Here is a 17,013-nt window from a genome sequence, read left to right on the forward strand (position 1 = left end):
CCGCAAGCTTGGGCGTGTCCTGTCGTGCGAAGCACGCGGACATGCCAGCATTGGCGCGACCCTCGCGCCAAACGCGGCACGGTGGCGAAGCCGCTCCGTGCCGCGTTCCCCCCATGTGCTGACTGGCTTTCGACGCGGCCAGGTGCCGCGTCCTTTTGTCTTGCCTTCCGCCTTTGCCCTTCGCTGTCGCTCCAGGCAACGGCGGCCCGGCGGCGCTGCTGCGTGAACAGACAGCGCGCCGGCGAAAGCGCCAATGGCCGCAGGCCGGGCGCGTTCGAGGCAAGACGCCTGAACGTTGGACGGCTGCGCCGGATGCTGCGCGACGTGCGGTGCGAATGCACCGGCACGACAGGCGCAGCGACACTGAAGCAGCCAGCAGAACGACATGCCCGATGGCACGTCAGAGCGCAGCGAATCGGCGGCCATCATGGGCGTATCTCCGGCCACACCGGATGCGCAACGCCGATCACGGCGGATGCGCTGACCGGGCCGAAATAGCGGCTGTCGAACGATGCTGGATTCGTCACGCTCAACAGGAGCAGTTCGCCCGGTTCAAGGCGGCGGCAAAGCTGCAAGGACGGCAGCGCCCGGCCCAGCCGGTCGGCGGGCAGTACGGCGGCCGAAGGCACGCCGTCGATGCGTACCTGACCGGCGACGATGCAGACGTGTTGCGGCGCGACCGCGCCCACACGTTTGAGCAGCGGAACGCGCGTCGGCAGGTAGCCGCGCTGCGCAGCGAGCGCGGCAGCCGTGGCCGGAAGCGGCACCAGCACGATGCTGTCCACGGACAACGGACGTGGCAGCGAGGCGGTGCGCGGGTCGAACGGGTCAATGCGATACCAGCCGACCGCCACGCTGTCGGACGGGTTGTAGGTCAGACGCGGCAGCGGCGACACGAAAGCCGCCCAGGCCAGCGCAGCGAAGCCGATGGCGGCCAGTGTCGCCAGCACGATGCGAGCGCGCAGGCGTGAGCGAGGACGCGGCGCCACGTCGGGCGCGTTGGGTGTGGTGGTCGGGGCGGTCATGGCAGCACCTTCCCGGCCAGCCAGGCGGTATGCCGCTCGGTGGTGTATTCGGGCAGCGCAAGGCGAGCCGCAAGACGGTTGCCCAGCGTGCGCCAGTACGCCGGCGACACGTCGATGGCAGCGATGCCCAGCGCCTCGATGCCGTCGATGCGCTCCAGCACGGCGCGCACGTTGGCATCGCCTTCGGTGTGTAGGAGCAAGCGCGCGCCCGGCTGAACACCGGGGATGCGCTGCGCCGCGTCCAGCGGTGTGCAAGCCTGCATCACCATGAGTTGCCAGCGGATCGTGCCGTAGTCGTTGGCCTGCCAGCGGATGCGGCAGAGCATCGCGCCCGGCAGGAACACCGCGCAGCGCCGCCAGCGGTCGAGCTGAAGCGTGCGCGCCGGTTCGCCGAAGCGCAGGTAGAGCTTGAAGCGATGTTCGAGGTAGGCCAGCGAAACGCGCGTCAGCGGCACATTGCCGGCCTGTCCGGCGAGTGCCGAAAGCGCAGGCAGCGGCGCAGCCGGTGCCGCGTTCGCGGCAGGCCAAGCGAATGCGTTCATGGTGTGTTCTCCGGCGGAAACTCCCGCTCCAGCAGGCCGCGCAGCAGGTCGGCCACGGTCACGCCTTGCGTGAAGGCCGACACCTTGATGCGCGCCCGCATGGCGGGCGTGATGTCGAGCGTGAGGCGGGCCGTGTAGAGGTCGCCTTTGCCCAGCGCGTCGGCATCGCCCTGACGAATCCACGCCTCGGCGTGCGGATTCGCGGGCGGACGTGCGCCGATGCCGACGCGCTTGCCCGTGCGTTTGCTGTTGGGTGGCTGCTGCGCTGTCATGTCGGCCACCGCAGCAGTTCGTCCACCAGGGCGGTGATTTCGCGGGCGGCGGCACTGTCGGGCGCTGTCTCGCGTGCGAGCCGGCCAGCGGCCACGCTGTCGGCGAAGACGATGCGCTGATGCACCTCCGAGCGCAGCGCGGGCAGCGGCTGTTCGGCGAGCGATTGCCGCGCCTCGCGCCCGATGATGGTGGTGCTGACGCGCCGGTTGATGACGAAGGCCGCGCGGAGCAGCGGCCGGAACACCTGCGCCTCGCGGATCAGCGAAACCATTTCCGAGCTGGCCCAGAGGTCGTAGGGGCTGGGCTGCACCGGGATCAGCACGCGCTCGGCCGCCAGCAGCGCGGAGCGCGCCAAGGCGGCGATGCGCGGCGGCCCGTCGATGATGACGTGATCGGCCCGCCTGGCGAGTTCTGGCGCTTCCTGATGCAGCGTTTCGCGTGCGAGGCCCACGGCGCTGAACAGCCGTGGCAAGCCTTGCTGGCTTCTGCGCTGCGTCCAGTCCAGGGATGAACCCTGCGGGTCGGCATCGAGCAGGACGACATGCTGGCCGCGCATCGCCAGTTCGCCCGCGATGTGCGTGGCGAGCGTGGTCTTGCCGACACCGCCTTTCTGGTTGAGCAGAGCGAGGATCATGGCGCGGCCCTCCCTGCTGGAAAGCCGGGCTTTACCTGCCGTGCAAAACGCTGTTCGCCGTGCCGTTTCTCGGTTGTCCACCGAAACGGCGCGCTTCTACTAAAAGTTATGTATTTCTTGTTAGGGAAGTTAGAGGGGCCGCAAACCCGCGCCGTTATTGGCTTTCCGGCGTTTTCGTACTCCTGATAGCACGATAGGCGTACTCCCGATAGCACGATACCCGGTACTCCTGATAGCACGAGGCCGTCCACACCTTTTCCACGAGTTATCCCCGTGCCGTGTGCAGCACGGGCCGGAAGGTCAGCAGTTCTTGTCCGTCGTCCGGCATTCGCTCGATGCCCAGGACGTAGCCGGGCAGCGACTGCCGCGCCACCAGGACGCGCAGGTCGTAAGCGAAGTCGGAGAAGCGCGCAGCGCTGCCCGACTTGCGGTGCAGGTGCCGGAAGTCGAATTGCCAGCCGCCCGGCTGCTTGCCGCCGTGCTTGCGCACCAGGCGGTACAGCCAGCGCTCGATCCCGCCCTTCAAGCGGAAATAGGCTGGGTCGATGGTCAGCACCAAGGCGGCATCGAGCACGCCCGCATAGAACCAGTCCGGCAGGATCAGTTCGATGCCCAGCGGCACGCCGCTGGCATCGGCCAGTTCCTTCCACTCGTTGATCCACGAGAAGCGATGCAATCGCCTTCCCGTGGTTTCGCGGATGGACGTGGCCACCGTGGTCGATTGCAGCCGGTCGAGCGCGGCTTTCAGGCGCAGGTAGTCGTTGAGAGACGTGCCGCGCCCGATGAAGCGCAGGATCTCGTAGGGAGTGGCGCGTATCCAGCGCGACGGGCGCAAGCCCGCGTCGCGCGCCTCCACGATCTGCGAGGCGGCCCAAATCAGCAGGTCGGCATCCCATATCGTTGCGATGCCGTGCTCCTGCGTACCCTCCACGCGGATGGTGATGCCGCCGGCGCGGAAGTCGATCGGCGCGGTACGCCGCGACTTCGCCAGCGAGAAGAACGGAAAGGCCATCAAGTCCTGGCTGTCGCGGGGTGCCATGTCGCCCGGCAGCGCGCGGAACAGGTCGAGCTGTTCGCGCTGCAAGGCTTGCCCTGGCGGGCTGGACATGGCGACGGCCACCCACGCGCCAGCGATCAGCGGCCATCACGGTAATCGCCCGCGTGGCGTTCGGCATATTCCGGGTCGGAAGTCGCCTCGTAGCTGCGCTGGTCGGCCCAGGCATCGAGGTCGGACACCGCGTACATGACGCGGCGGCCGAACTTGCGGAACTTCGGGCCGCCGCCGATCACGCGCTGTTTCTCCAGCGTGCGTGGCGACAGGCGCAGGTACTCGGCGGCTTCGTCGTTGGTCAGGTAGCGTTGGGGCTGCGCAGGCGCAGCGACAGCAGCGGCGGCAGGCCGCAAGGGAGCGGGTCGCATGGGATGTACCTCCATCAAGCCCGGCCACACCACGCGGCCGGTTAGAGGCACTTTCAAGAAAGCGAGGCTGCTTGCTAAGGGACGATCTACGGGGGACGCGAAACGTCCCCCCCTACTGCAACGGCGGCGGAAGCTGTGCCAGGCGGCGATAGCCGCCACGCATCAGCGCATCGCCACGACGTACCAGCCGCCGCACGCGGGCACGTAAGGCGCTGTCCTTGTGCCAGTCGGCGGCGACGGCATCGGCGCCGAACAGCCCTTCGGCCACTTCGCGCAATGACGCGCCCGCCAGGGTCGCGTCGAGCGTCTGCAAGGTGTGCAGTTCCAGCACCGCGGCCGTCGTGGGCCTGGAACGGGCCGCCGCCGCAGGCGTGGCAACCGTGGCCACGGCCAATGCGTCCAGCTCGGACGCGAGCGTGCGATAGCGCGCGCAGGGCGTGGCGCAGGCGCGGGTGGCGTAGAGGTAGGCCATGCCGTCTTCCAGGCCCGGCGCGAGCGCGAGCCGCAGGCAGCAGCCGGGCCAATGCGACACCAGCACCAGGCGCTTGCCGTCGTGGATCAGTTGCTTGCGGCCAGGGACGCGCCAGAACTCGAAGGCATGGGCTTCGGGTGGCGGGTCATCGTCCGGGTAAACCTGCACGACGGCATCGTGATCGGGAAACCAGGCCGGATGCGCGTCGCGCGCATCCAGGGCTGGGTCTTCCAGCAGGCGCAGGCCCCACGCCTGCGCCGTGTCCGGCCGGCGGCGGCGGCGCAGCCAGTCGCGGCGGTAGTCGGGATTTCGGCGCAGGTATTCCCACGCCAGCGCAGGGCCGTCAAGGTGCAGAACGTAGAGATAGGCCGCTGTCGGATACCAGTGTTCGGCGCTGCGATCAGTCATGGCGAAACCTCCCTCTGTTTGGGATGCGTCGCCACGATTTCCGCGATGCGGGAACTATCGAAATGCCATCAGGTCGTCATCAAAATTGGTTAGGCTGTAACTGTCGGTGTCAAGACCATTTGGCTCTGCGTGTTGCGGAAATCGTCTGAATGCGACGGCTACGCCTTCAGGAAAATGACGCGCAGCACCGAACACCGTGCCGCAGCCCGCGCCCAAGATCAGGACTGTTTTCAACAGGATCGCACCACTTCGGTGCAAGAATGCGGATTCAGACCTGCACGGTCTTGATCAAGATTGAAATAGTCACGATGCGCCCCGGCTGGCTAGGCCGCGCTGGTTTTCATCAGTCCGTGATCGCGCCGTTCTCCTGCGCCAGCCGGACGTACTCCGATAACGGGCGCACCGCCTGGAAATACCGATCCCGCCGCACCGGCAGCTTGCGCGGCCCGACGATGCCCGCCAGGTCGGACAGCTTGACCATCCCGAGCTCAGGCATACCGATACCGAGGTCGATCAGGCCGTAGGCCGTGTCGCCATCCGCCGGGTCGAGCGACACCAGCAGCCAGGTCACATGCGCGTCCGGGGTGAACAAGCGCACCACGGGCAGCGGGTCGAGCCGCTGACCAGCGGCGAGCGCCGCGCCGTGGGCCAGCAGCCGGGCGCGTTCATCAGCGGTGACAAGCGGCAGGGTCATGGGCAGCTTCTCCACGAAACCGACGATGCGCGAATGCGCTTTGGTGCCGAAGCGCAGAACTGCCGAAACGCATCCGTGCATTCGTGTGGAAGCACCGATGTGCAAGCCATCGCATCCGTAGAAGAACAGAAGCGCCGAAGCGGAATTGTCGGAAGCCGGAAAGACACGGATGCGATTCCCCGGTTCTGTCGGAATCCGCATCTGCGGATTTCCGTAAAAGCACGAAAGCGGGCCTTTCAGCCATGAATGAACACTATAGATTGTAGCCCTATAGGGCGCAATGGGCTGTCATCTTGGTTTTTATGGGGAAACCAAGTTAGTGACAGCGAAACACTCATTGGCAACGGCAATACGGACAGTCAGGAAGGCGCGAGGCTTGAGCCAGGAAGCGTTCTCCGACGTGTCCAGCCGCACCTATATGAGTACGCTGGAGCGCGACTTGAAAAGTCCGACCCTGCACAAGCTGACCGAGCTGTGCGAGGTCATGGAAGTGCATCCGCTGACGCTGTTGACGCTGGCCTACGCCGGCGACGACACGCACAAGGCCGACGAACTGCTGGCGCGGGTGCGCCAGGAGTTCGAGGCCGTGCTGAAAGAGCGCGACGCGCCCTAGCGCGTCTGAATGCCCGCAAGCGGAGCGCGCAGCGCCGCCAGGCGCGAAGGCGTGAGGGATTGAAGCCGAATGGACATGACGCCATTGGCGGCATGGGGCGCAGCCCGAAAGCCCGGCGGCGCAATGCGCCGACACGCCATGCTGTTCCTACTGCCACGGGCTTCGAGCCATTCGACCATCACCAATGCAATGCTGGCCTTGGACATGCGGGACATGGGGCAACTGCCGAAACCCTGTGCGTGCGATGCTGCGATCAGCAGCACCGCGCCCCGCCGCAATGGGCGGGGCGCGGTGGGCGGCCGTCAGGCCGCCTTGGGCTTGCTGCGCGACCAGATGAGGTCGTGCGTGTCATTCTCGCCTTCGATCAGGCGGGCATAGACCGTCGCCGGGAATGAAGGATCGTCGATGGCCACCGACAGGTAATCCCGCCCGGCCTCGCTGGTTTTCTTCCACGCCGCGCCGAAGTCGTGGCCGGCCGCTTGCAGGCGGAAGTCCGGGGCGCTTTCGTTCTCGCCCTTGTCGTTGGGAACCAGCTTGACCTTGAAGTTGAGGGTCAGGGTGCGGAGCTGGCCGGTGAAGCCGTCTTTCTCTGCGGTGAAGGTGCCGATGTTAGCCATGATGATTTCTCCTTTCGGGTTGAACAAGGTCGCGCCAGTGCGTCCTTGTTGTGATCCGTCCGGCGGGGGATGGGCTGGCCGCACCGCGCAGCGGTCGCAACACCGTGGAGAACCTGGAAGCGAAAAGAATTTGTCCCGCGAGGAATGCGCGCAGCGCAGGGGGAATTGTTTTCGCTGGAAGGTTGCGGCCATGAAGCCCAGCCACCGCCAGGATTCACAACAACACAAGGACGTACTGGCCGCCCGCTCCCGAATGGAGGCATGGCCGACTCGGCATCCCCGCGCGACGGCTTCACCGGCCTGCGCCCTGACACGGGCAAGGACAATGCCCAGCGACAAGGTGAAAGCGTCCCTACTGCTGCTTGCGGCCCTTTGCGTGAGGCGTGGCGTGGAAGCTCCATTGCAAGGCCGGGCGGCGTGTCGGTGAACCGTCCTTCGTGACGTACAGGCGACGAACCGCCAGCGTCGAGGACGGCACGCTTTCGTGCAACCTGCGGCAGCAAGCCGGGGCGTAGCCCCACACGCCCGTCCATTGCGGTGGGGCGCGTTCGGAATGTCGTCGGCGCTGTGCGCCGACGCACTTATGGGCTTCGAGGGTTTCCCGCGCACAAGGTCACTTGTGCGCCGCCCCTTCGCCGTCCGCCCGAAGGCGGCGAAGGGGCGTTCTGGCTTTGGGCTTGGAAACCGGGCGCGGCCACCGCCGCGCCCGGATTTTTGACCATCGGCACCAGGGCGGAACGGCCTGGGGCCGATGCTGATGGAACAGCGAAGCGCCCCGGCCGAAACCGGGGCGCTCGGTGGTGGTGAAGGTCAGGCGGCGAGTGCGTGGGCCTGCTGCTCGTCGTCGTTGTCGATGGCTTCCGGCTCGTCGTTCGTCACCGCCTGCGGCGCATCCTGCGCCGTGGTGTCGTCGGTGCCTTCGGCCTTGAAGATGGCAGGCATCCAGCCGGTGCCATCGGCCAGCCGCTCGGCTTCGCTGGCAATGTCGGCCTTCTTCAACTTCGCCAGCCGGGTGACGTGCGCCGGGGCGTACTGCTCCACGGCTTCCAGAATCGCGGCCTTCGGCACATGCCGGAAATAACCCTCATTGGTGGGCTTCCACCATGCGGCCATGTCCAAGCCGACAGCCTGCGCCAGTTCCGCGCCCGGTTGCTGCGGCGTGGCGCGGGGTGTCACCACGTCCACCGTGACGGCCACGGATATCGCCAGCAGCCGCACCAGTTCATCTTGCGACTTCGCTAGCAGCACGGCGAACAGTTCGGCGCTGTCCTCCGGCAAGCCTTCGCCTGCTACCTGCTGCAACTCGCGCAGCGCCACGGCGGCGGGCGAATCCGGTATATCCGGGGCGATGCCTTCCAGCCGGTCTTGCGCTTTCAGGCTCACGCCCAGCGGCAAGTCGTGGCCGTAGTGGCTGCCCTGCAAGACGGTCTGCACCATGCCATGCACCAGCGCGGCCAGCGCCACTTGCGGATGCCGGGCGACTTCGATTTGCAGCGCGGCGGTGCGGTGGGCGCTCAACCGCTGCGCCAGCTTGTCGGACATGGCGGCGGTCTTGGGCTGCTCGTCGTCCTCGCCTTCGTCGTCGTTCCCGGCTTCGCTTTCGCTGCCGAAACCTTGGCGCAGGCGTTCCAGTGTGCGCAGCGCCTTGGCCTCGGCCTCGCGCATCAACCCGCGATGAATCACTGCCTGCCCGTTGCGGTCGATGGTGACGATGGCACCGGCTGCGGCCTTCACGGTCGTGCCGTAGTCCTGCAAGCCATCTTCCAGCGCCTGCAACTGCTCGCCCACGGCTTCGCCTTCTTCCTGCAAGGCATCGGCCTTTTCCTCGTCTTCGGTATCAAGCGCGTCATCCACGGCGGCGGCCAGTTCGTGCATCTTGGTTTGCAGCTTCTCGATGCGCTGCGCTTCGCGCTTGTTCGGTTCGCGGCGCTCCCTCGGCGCACGCTGGAAGGCGTGCAGGTCGGCATGGGTCACGGCGGGGGTGGCATCCACCCACGCCCAGCCTTCGTCCTTCACCTCGGCGGCGATACCTGCCAGCTTGTCTTGCGCCAGCCGTTCCAGCAGCGCGGCATCGGTCAGATACACGCCCGCGTCACCTTCCGCGAACAGGTCACGGCGCACACCACCGCCTGCGGCTCCGTAGGTATCCAGCCCCACGAAACGCACCAGCGGATGCCGGTATGCGTCAATCTCGCGCTCGGTGAGGCGGTCGCGCAATTGGGAAGGGTTGCGCTGCCACGTCGGCGCGTCGTAGAACGCGGTTTCCTGCGCGGCGTGGTCGTCGGTGATGGCAAGGGCCATCAACTGATCGAGCGTCACGGCTTCGGCGCGGTAGTCGGCCAGCAGCCGGGGCGAGACGTTCGCCAGCTTCAAGCGGCGCTGCACCACCAGCGGCGTGACGCTGAAATCGGCGGCTATGTCCTCGATGGGTCGGCCTTCGGCCACCAGCGCGGCGAATGCCTCGAACTGGTCGGCGGGGTGCATGGCTTCGCGCTGCACGTTCTCGGTGAGGCTGGCCGTGCGGGCGGTGCCATCGGCCACCAACAGGCAAGGCACTTCCCATTCCTTGCTGATGCGGCGCTTCTTCGCCAGCAGCTTCAACGCGGCCAGCCTGCGGCCACCGGCCACGACTTCGTAATGCTCGCCATCGGCGGCGGCAATGACGATGAGGTTTTGCAGCAGGCCGACACGCTGAATGCTCGCGGCGAGTTCGGGAATGGACATGCGCGGGGTCTTGCGCACGTTGCGGCCAGCAGGACGCGACACCAGCCGCGACAGCGGAACCAAAATCAGGTTCTTGGTCGGGTCGGCGGCTTCCAGCGGGATAGCGGCGGCGGTGTTGAGGGCGCGGGCTTCGGTTTGGGTAATGGCGTTCATGGTGATAACTCCTATCGGTTCAGGGATGCAGCAGCGAAGAAAGCGGCAAGGGCTGCTGCCTGCCCCTGCCGCGTGGGGAATCAGGCCTTCAACTGGCGCAGGCCATCGGCCAACATCCAGAGGGCGCGATTGAGGCGCACATCGGAATCAATGCCCTGCACGGGGCGGGTCTGCTGGCGGCGTCCGTTGGCGCTGCGGCCATGCAATCCGCCTTTGGTCAGGTTTTCTTGGGTGCGGTTGAACACGCTCCACAAGTCCGGGCGGCGGTCGTCGAACCGGCGCGGCATCAGGATTTGGCTTTCCGTGATGGGCGCGGGCTTGTTATCGGTGGGGTCGTACTTGAGGGCCAGCGCGGAACGGGCGAACACTTCGGCTTCGCCTTCGTCCAGCGTGATAGCGCGCATCAGGTCGCGGGATTCCTTCACGCGTTCGAAGCCGCTCAACACCTCGAAAGCGCCTTCGATGACAGAACCGGCCACGTCGCCCTTGTGCGGCACGCGCACATCGGCCACGGTATCGCCGCACACAAGGCCATTGCTGCAAACGAACCGGAACATTCCGGCCAGCATCTGATAGCTGCTGGTGCCGTCGTGCGAGTTCAGCAGCACGATTTCATTGGCTTCCGCGCCGTTGATCTGACTGGCATGGCGCAGGCGAATCATGTGTTTGGTGTAGTCGCGGCGGTCGTCGTGCCGCACGCGGGTTTGCGCTGCCATGAAGGGTTCAAACCCTTCCTTGCGCAGTTCCGCCAGCACGGCGGCGGTGGGAATGTAGGCGTACCGTTCGGAGCGGCTATCGTGCGGGGCCTCCGCGAAGATGGACGGGGCTACGCGGCGGATTTGGTCGTCGGACAGCGGGTAGTCACTGCGCAGCGTCGGGGAATGGGAAGCGAATCGAGATGCGAGTTGCATGGTTTTCTCCAATGAGTTGCTGTGGTTTCAAAGCTGACCGGATTCCAAGATTCGGAGCCCGTTGTGGCTTCGGTTGGTTCAGCGCAGAGACCTGGGCCGGTCCTGTTTGCCGCCGTCTTTCCTGAGTTCATCGCCCGCGAAAAACCGGGCCAGCGAGGGACTGGCCGTCAAGGGAGAAGCGCAGGGTTGGTGCGGCCCGCAGCGCAGCGAGGACTCGGCCCTGCGCGCCTTGACGGCCAGGCACCGCGGGCTACGGTCGCGGGAAAAAGCGATGAACTTGGGGAAAGACGAACAGCGGCCAATGGGCCAGGGGGTGCGCTGAAACCAACGCCGCGCGGCGAGCGCCCCTGCGTGCCAGCGGCACGCCTAGCTGGATGGCTGTTGGTCGATCAGGTGCAACCTGTTCGGTGCATGCGAGGGGCGCCAAGCAAGGCGCGGCGGGGATGGGCTGTCCAGCCGATCCCCTGGAGGGCAAGCGCCGCGCGCAGGCCAGGAGCGAAGAGACGGCCGGAGGCATCAGGGATCAAAGCCGCATGGCCGCGACTCGGCACGAGGCGCGGGGCAACGCCCGCGAGCCCGACGGCGGCACGCCGGGATGCTCTACTGTTCACAACAAAATGTAAGTGACGCAATAGTACTTATGAGCCACAATGTAGCTACATCTATTGTGAGCGCAACAATGGCAAGTAACGACGTCGTTCGTGCCCGGATTGACGGGCAGATTAAAGAAGCCGCAACTGTTGTTCTGGCTGAAATGGGGTTATCAATTTCGGATGCGATTCGGATGCTGCTGACCCGAATCGCGGCAGATAAGGCACTCCCCTTTGACATCAATCGTGTGTCGTCCGATTCTGATCGGAAGGCACCATAAGGTTGCGCTGAGGCAAGGCCCGCAAATCGTTTCTCTGAACAGTAGGGATCAAGAATAGTTCATGGCATCTATCAGACCTTCAGCATTCAATCAACGTGAGCGTTTGGACGGCGGCCCCTTCCTTGTCATTGAAGCAGCCGAACCGGAAGAGGAAGGCATTAACGTTTTCTTCACTGATATTCCCGCAGCGGAGCGCAAGCCGGATTCGCCAATAGCGAGACTGCTCAATGTGTGTCCAGACAGATTGACCATTTGGCCTCTTAATATTCGAGAAGATCGCGACGATTACCTGCAACCTAAATACGGCACCCTTGAACGCATCGTCGTCGCTCGGCCTGTTATCGAGCCCTACATACTGCCAGAGACTACTGACGATGTCGTTGGGCTTCTTGAGCAGTTGCCGGATGGGTTTGCCAAAGATTTTCGATTCGGTTTGGGGCTTCTGTGGGAATATCGGCAAATTTGCGAAACAGCCGCCAGCTTAGAAAACGTAAGCATACTCATTGTCCACAAAGGAAATGACGCGAAAATTGATTCGCCATTCTTTATTCTCGGAATAAGAAGATTTCATGAATTAAGAAAAGAATTAAATCGCATAGCCTCTCGCCACCAGAGAGACGCGCGCAAGGACAAGCAATTTCATGTCTACCAGACCTTATTACATGCTGCCGATTCAGCACAATTTCCCGCTCTAAAGAAGAGCGTAAGACCTGATGCACTAACGGAAATGACCGATGGTGGGCGGCAGCATGTGACGCTTTCCAAGCGTGATCGGCGCGCCGCTGTTCGCATGGTTCAAGACAATATAGAAGCACTGGCGGAATCTGAGCCGCGCTCGCTGCTGGCATTAAAGAATGATATTGAGCTCATCACACTGAATCAACTGATTGAGCGATACCAGGAAATGCTTGGAAAAGGACTGACGGAAAGCAAGTGGCAAAGCTTCTTTCTGGAAAATCCTTTCATACTTAGTCTTGCATTTGCCGTTCCAGCCATGCTGGTTCAGGGGCAAGCTTATGCAGGTGGCAAGCGACTTAACGGGTCCGGCGGAAAATTTTCAGATTTTCTATACGCATCCGCTTCCACGGGCAATCTTGGCCTCATTGAGATAAAAAAGCCGCAAACCGAACTGCTAGGAAAATCTCCCTATCGTGGAGATGATGTTTTTGGCCCATCGACAGAATTGGGTGGAGCGATTGCTCAAATTCTAGATCAGCGTTTCAAATTGCAGAGTGAACTACCCGTCATAAAAAATAACATGAACCGATACGACCTCCACAGCTATGCGGTTCGCTGCATAGTTGTCGCTGGCATGACGCCACAAGAGCATCAGCAAAGAAAGTCATTCGAGCTCGTTCGAAATGCGTTCGCAGAGATCGTGATCGTGACTTTCGATGAACTACTTGCAAGGCTAACCGAGATTAAAAATGCGCTCCAACCGATTCCTACCTTAGACACGGTGCCGTTCTAAAACCAACTGACAGTTGGCCATTCCGTAGTTGGGATCAATGGCTGCAGTGTTCAACCAATCCATCGGCCGATCGGCATGTGGATTTCAACAACAAGATTGAATCAAATGCATATATCCAAGCTCAGCCTGGTCAACTACCGGAACTTTCCCAACACGAAGCTGCTGTTCCAGAAGGGTATCAACACTGTCATCGGCGAAAATGGATCTGGCAAAACCAATCTCTTTCGCGCAATCAGATTGCTGCTTGATGACAACATGATTCGCTCTGCCTACCGGCTGGAGCATACCGACTTTCATCGCGGCCTAGGGCGCTGGCAGGGACATTGGATCATCATCAGTCTTGAGTTTGAGGAAATCTCTGCGGATGAATCAGTGCAGGCGCTCTTCCGACATGGGACGGGCGTAATTGAGGAAGAGGCGAACGGCAAGGCCACTTACAACCTGATCTTTCGTCCGAAGAAGGAAATCAGGCTGCGACTTTCTCAATTGAACGATGGTGATCAGGCAGGCCTCGACGCTATCCTGAACCCGGTCACCATCGACGACTATGAAACGATTTTCACAGGTCGGAGTGAAGCCGACTTCAACGACGAGGCCTTCTATAAGGATGTGGTCGGCGACTTCGCGAATGTTCGATTCAATGAAGAGGTTGAATTTCGTGTTATCGGCGCGAAGATTCCGAACGTGCTGTCCGTCTCCAAAGAAATTTCGTTCACTTTCGTCCAGGCGCTACGGGACGTCGTCTCCGAATTTCACAACAACCGGACAAATCCGCTCTTTTCGCTTCTGAAGGGCAAGAGCGGCGATATCGACCCCGTGGCGTTCCAGGCTATCACCGACGGGGTAAAGGCATTGAATGACTCCATCGAAGCGTTGCCAGACGTGCAGGTCGTCCGGACGGATATCAGAGACACCATCAAGGATGCGGCGGGTGAGGCGTATTCGCCGTCTTCTCTTTCTATCAAGTCGGATCTGCCAGACGAAGCTGACAAGTTGTTCCAGTCGCTCAAGCTGTTCGTTGGCGAATCGGGGGAGAGCCACGAAGGACCGATCCACGAGCTGAGCCTTGGTGGAGCAAACCTGATATTCCTCACGTTGAAACTGCTTGAATTCAAGTATCAAAAGGCTAAACAGTCGATCGCCAACTTTCTGCTTATCGAAGAGCCGGAAGCTCACATTCACACACATATCCAGAAAACACTGTTCGACAAGCTCAAATACGACGACACACAGATCATTTATTCGACCCATTCGACGCACATCTCTGAGGTCAGCAATGTTCAGAACGTGAACATCCTCGGCAGAGAAGGTGATCGTTGCGAGGCATACCAGCCTGCAATTGGCCTAAACCCAGAAGAGATCGGCAACATTCAACGCTACCTGGATGCTGTCCGTAGCAACTTGTTGTTTGCCAAGAGCGTCCTCTTAGTGGAGGGCGATGCAGAAGAAATTCTCGTTCCGATCCTGATCAAGAACGTGCTAGGCGTCAGCCTTGATGAACTCGGCATCAGTTTAATTAATATCCGCAGCACTGGATTTCAGAACGTCGCGGTTCTTTTCGATGATGCCCGAATCCGGAAGCGGTGCAGCATCGTCACCGACCTTGACAAGTCCATCATTGACACAACGCCGGCGGCGGGAGACTCCGAAGGGCTGCTCCGGCGCAAGGGCAAGTATCAGGCATCCCAGGAAAAAGGGGTCGCCAGGAAAGCGTTATTGGAAGACACCTTCAAAGATAACGGGTGGGTTTCTCCATTCTTTGCCCCCCATACCTTCGAGGTCGACTTCATTGCCGCCGGCAATGCGCGTAAGGTGGTCGGCATCCTTCCTGATGTCTACAAGGATGCACCAACCATCGCGACGGCCAAGGCGGAGCTCGAATCAGCGGACATCGCGTTGTTCGGTCAGCGCGCATTGACCATGGCGGACAACTACGGCAAGGGATGGTTTGCCATCTTGCTGGGAAAGAAGATCGATCCGCAGACCGCCATTCCGAAGTACATCTTGGACGCCATCGCTTTTGCGCATCCGGTGGTCACTAAGGAAGTCTGGTTTAACGTGCTGAGCTACCGCGTGAACTACATCGATGCAGAAGATATCTTCACTGCGTCTGCCGTATTCGACGACTTTAGGGCCAAGCTGCTGGCCTTCCGAAATGGAGACATCGACTTCGTCGGCATCCGAAACGAGATGCTTGCCACGTTCCCAGATGATCGCATCAACGATGTACTCGCGGTGTTCTGATCATGTTCATGTGGAACAAAGATGATCTGAATCCCGAGCAGGAAGCAGCCATTCTGAAGCCAGGGAGCGTCTTTCTCATCGCTTGCCCGGGCAGCGGGAAAACGCGCACGCTCACCTACAAAATCGCCTATGAGTTGTCCAGGCTGAAATCGAACAAGCAGTTTGTCGTTGCCATCACTTATACGCACCGTGCCGCCGACGAAATCCACGAGCGCATTGAGAGCCTTGGGGTGGATACATCCCGATTATGGATAGGAACGATACATTCGTTCTGTCTTGAATGGATATTGAAACCGTACGGCATCTATCACGAAGCGTTGGATCGAGGCTTCCGTGTGATCGATCAGCATGAGCGCGAGAAAATCCTGGAGGCATTGTGCAAGCCTTACCAGAAGCCAAAAATAACATTCTGGGATTGTGAGTTTTATTACACCGAAACTGGATATGTGCTCTCCTGCCCACAAGATTGGAAGCATTCGGGTCTTCACGTCATATTGGGCAAGTATTTTGAGATTCTGCACGAAAGTCGGCAGCTAGACTTTGAGCTCATTCTTTACTATGCGTACCAACTGATCGCACGTCATCCTGCGATCAGCACTCTTCTGGCACAGTTGTTCTCTTTCGTGCTGATCGACGAGTATCAGGACACCAAACGAATTCAGTATTCGATCATCACCGCCATTCTGAAAGCTGGTCAAGGTGCGACCAAGGCCTTTATTGTCGGAGATCCTAACCAGGCGATTTATCAATCGCTTGGCGGATATCCGATTGCCTTCGAGGATTTCAAGGCGATGGCCAATATCGATTTGGACGAACTCGAACTGTCGCGGAACTACCGTTCTTCTGAGCGCATCATTGAGTACTTCGGAAACTACAACGTTCACAACACACGCATCGAAGCCGCATCCGAGGACAAGGCGTACCCAAGCCTTATTTCATTCGACGACACAGTGAGCAAAAATGATCTGGACGCTGAGCTCATCCGGCTCATCCGTTTCAACATTGAGACTATGGGCATCTCACCTCACGAGGTGTGCATTCTCGCGCCACAGTGGACGCATCTTGCAAGCATGACACGTCGTTTGGTCGCCAGCATGCCGGAGTACTCATTCGATGGCCCCGGTATGGTTCCCTTTGCACGGGACACAGAGAATTTCTGGTACAGGCTTTCTAAGATTGCACTTACTCAGGCATCGCCGGGAATGTATGTGCGCAGACTGCGGTGGGCCGGGGAGATTCTGAATGACCTAGAGGCGGCCGGGGCTAGCGTGTCGAAGCTCACGCGGAGGTCCTTGTTGAGGGAGTGCAATGCAATTAAGATCGATGAAACAGATGGTCTTACCTACTTGAGCGCATTTTTCGAGCGTCTGTTTGCAAACTTAGCAATCGACTTTCGCCTTTTCACGCTGCTTCAAGAGCATCACGTTGCCTTCTTCGATAGTTCGCAAGCCCGGGTAAATCGATTGAAGAGTGAAGGTAGCGAATTTATAGGCGATATTGAGACATTCAGGAAGGTATTTCAGCATAGGACTGGAATCACCATCTCGACGATACACGGCGTCAAGGGAGCCGAGTTCGATGCAGTGATCGCTTATGCATTATTAGAAGATATGGTGCCGCATTTCAATGATCCGAACGGTCAAGAAAGCGCGATGAAATTGCTGTATGTCATTGGTTCGCGGGCAAGGAAGAACCTGCACCTTGTTTCGGAACGAGGTCGAGTTCGCCAGTATTCTGGCGAAGAGTATCAAGTAACTCGCAAGCTTGCCTCATGCAGTTTTGGATACGATCAAATTCCATAGAAATCACGAGTAGCGCAACCGCGCTCTCTATGGGATGCCCTACAGCTTTGTTTAGCGTTTGGCTGAATCATCTGCGCGCGGCTCGCTCTGCATGCCCTGCTGTCGCCAGCTCAACATGCAAGCGGAGCGCGCAGGCCCGG

Annotated in this window: 18 protein-coding genes; 6 read left to right on the forward strand and 12 right to left on the reverse strand. The window is 61.0% G+C overall.

All coding sequences use genetic code 11. The annotated features are described in order from the left end of the window. Positions 1–425: 425 nt before the first annotated feature. The 8 genes from C2U43_RS28305 to C2U43_RS29980 form a co-directional block, all read right to left on the reverse strand. Positions 426–1,025, reverse strand: coding sequence for a S26 family signal peptidase (locus C2U43_RS28305; protein ID WP_004883067.1), 600 nt, complete (start codon positions 1,023–1,025; stop codon positions 426–428). After that, entirely contained in the window at positions 1,022–1,567 is a 546-nt protein-coding gene (locus C2U43_RS28310) for a DUF2840 domain-containing protein (protein WP_004883064.1), read from the reverse strand. The genes C2U43_RS28305 and C2U43_RS28310 overlap by 4 nt, the downstream gene beginning before the upstream one ends. After that, positions 1,564–1,839, reverse strand: coding sequence for a hypothetical protein (locus C2U43_RS28315; RefSeq protein ID WP_004883063.1), 276 nt, complete (start codon positions 1,837–1,839; stop codon positions 1,564–1,566). Before C2U43_RS28315 ends, C2U43_RS28310 begins: the two co-directional genes overlap by 4 nt. Then, positions 1,836–2,474 carry a ParA family partition ATPase gene (gene parA / locus C2U43_RS28320; protein ID WP_004883061.1) on the reverse strand — a complete coding sequence of 213 codons (639 nt, stop codon included), beginning with the start codon at positions 2,472–2,474 and terminating at the stop codon, positions 1,836–1,838. Before parA ends, C2U43_RS28315 begins: the two co-directional genes overlap by 4 nt. Before the next feature lie 265 nt (positions 2,475–2,739). Continuing rightward, entirely contained in the window at positions 2,740–3,582 is an 843-nt protein-coding gene (locus C2U43_RS28330) for a replication initiator protein A (protein ID WP_004883059.1), read from the reverse strand. 26 nt (positions 3,583–3,608) lie between these two features. Further along, entirely contained in the window at positions 3,609–3,893 is a 285-nt protein-coding gene (locus tag C2U43_RS28335) for a helix-turn-helix transcriptional regulator (protein ID WP_004883058.1), read from the reverse strand. 112 nt (positions 3,894–4,005) lie between these two features. Then, a complete protein-coding gene (locus tag C2U43_RS28340) occupies positions 4,006–4,773 on the reverse strand; it encodes a DUF2285 domain-containing protein (RefSeq protein ID WP_004883055.1) in 768 nt (255 codons plus the stop codon). A gap of 343 nt (positions 4,774–5,116) precedes the next feature. Continuing rightward, complete coding sequence (locus tag C2U43_RS29980; protein ID WP_004883053.1) at positions 5,117–5,668, reverse strand: DUF2958 domain-containing protein; 552 nt, start codon at positions 5,666–5,668, stop codon at positions 5,117–5,119. A 118-nt stretch (positions 5,669–5,786) separates the two neighbouring features. Here C2U43_RS29980 and C2U43_RS28350 point away from each other — a divergent pair, with 118 nt between their 5' ends. Continuing rightward, positions 5,787–6,080 (forward strand): helix-turn-helix domain-containing protein, encoded by a 294-nt coding sequence (locus C2U43_RS28350; protein WP_064717570.1) that lies wholly within the window; start codon positions 5,787–5,789, stop codon positions 6,078–6,080. On the opposite strand, the gene C2U43_RS28355 is transcribed toward C2U43_RS28350, so the two are convergent. Continuing rightward, positions 6,077–6,343, reverse strand: a complete 267-nt coding sequence (locus tag C2U43_RS28355) for a hypothetical protein (RefSeq protein WP_034138236.1) — start codon at positions 6,341–6,343, stop codon at positions 6,077–6,079. The genes C2U43_RS28350 and C2U43_RS28355 overlap by 4 nt on opposite strands. A gap of 39 nt (positions 6,344–6,382) precedes the next feature. Next, entirely contained in the window at positions 6,383–6,697 is a 315-nt protein-coding gene (locus C2U43_RS28360; protein WP_004883051.1) for a DUF736 domain-containing protein, read from the reverse strand. A 69-nt stretch (positions 6,698–6,766) separates the two neighbouring features. Here C2U43_RS28360 and C2U43_RS28370 point away from each other — a divergent pair, with 69 nt between their 5' ends. After that, positions 6,767–7,138, forward strand: coding sequence for a hypothetical protein (locus tag C2U43_RS28370; RefSeq protein WP_174330000.1), 372 nt, complete (start codon positions 6,767–6,769; stop codon positions 7,136–7,138). A gap of 369 nt (positions 7,139–7,507) precedes the next feature. On the opposite strand, the gene C2U43_RS28375 is transcribed toward C2U43_RS28370, so the two are convergent. Then, positions 7,508–9,574 (reverse strand): ParB/RepB/Spo0J family partition protein, encoded by a 2,067-nt coding sequence (locus C2U43_RS28375; RefSeq protein ID WP_004883050.1) that lies wholly within the window; start codon positions 9,572–9,574, stop codon positions 7,508–7,510. 80 nt (positions 9,575–9,654) lie between these two features. Further along, the gene (locus C2U43_RS28380; RefSeq protein WP_004883049.1) at positions 9,655–10,485 is read right to left on the reverse strand and encodes a DUF932 domain-containing protein; all 831 of its coding nucleotides are present in this window, start codon (positions 10,483–10,485) and stop codon (positions 9,655–9,657) included. A gap of 679 nt (positions 10,486–11,164) precedes the next feature. Between C2U43_RS28380 and C2U43_RS28390 the strand changes: the two genes are divergently transcribed. The 4 genes from C2U43_RS28390 (at position 11,165) to C2U43_RS28405 (ending at position 16,873) form a co-directional block, all read left to right on the forward strand. Next, positions 11,165–11,356, forward strand: coding sequence for a type II toxin-antitoxin system RelB/DinJ family antitoxin (locus C2U43_RS28390; protein ID WP_004883046.1), 192 nt, complete (start codon positions 11,165–11,167; stop codon positions 11,354–11,356). A gap of 61 nt (positions 11,357–11,417) precedes the next feature. Then, positions 11,418–12,827: a Shedu immune nuclease family protein gene (locus C2U43_RS28395; RefSeq protein WP_004883043.1), complete on the forward strand. Its 1,410-nt coding sequence runs from the start codon at positions 11,418–11,420 to the stop codon at positions 12,825–12,827. Between the two features lie 105 nt (positions 12,828–12,932). Beyond that, positions 12,933–15,071 carry an AAA family ATPase gene (locus tag C2U43_RS28400; RefSeq protein WP_004883041.1) on the forward strand — a complete coding sequence of 713 codons (2,139 nt, stop codon included), beginning with the start codon at positions 12,933–12,935 and terminating at the stop codon, positions 15,069–15,071. 2 nt (positions 15,072–15,073) lie between these two features. Continuing rightward, positions 15,074–16,873, forward strand: coding sequence for a UvrD-helicase domain-containing protein (locus C2U43_RS28405; protein ID WP_004883039.1), 1,800 nt, complete (start codon positions 15,074–15,076; stop codon positions 16,871–16,873). The last annotated feature ends 140 nt before the right edge of the window (positions 16,874–17,013 follow it).

The sequence above is a fragment of the Citrobacter freundii complex sp. CFNIH9 genome, assembly GCF_002903305.1.
Taxonomy (GTDB): Bacteria; Pseudomonadota; Gammaproteobacteria; order Enterobacterales; family Enterobacteriaceae; genus Citrobacter; species Citrobacter portucalensis.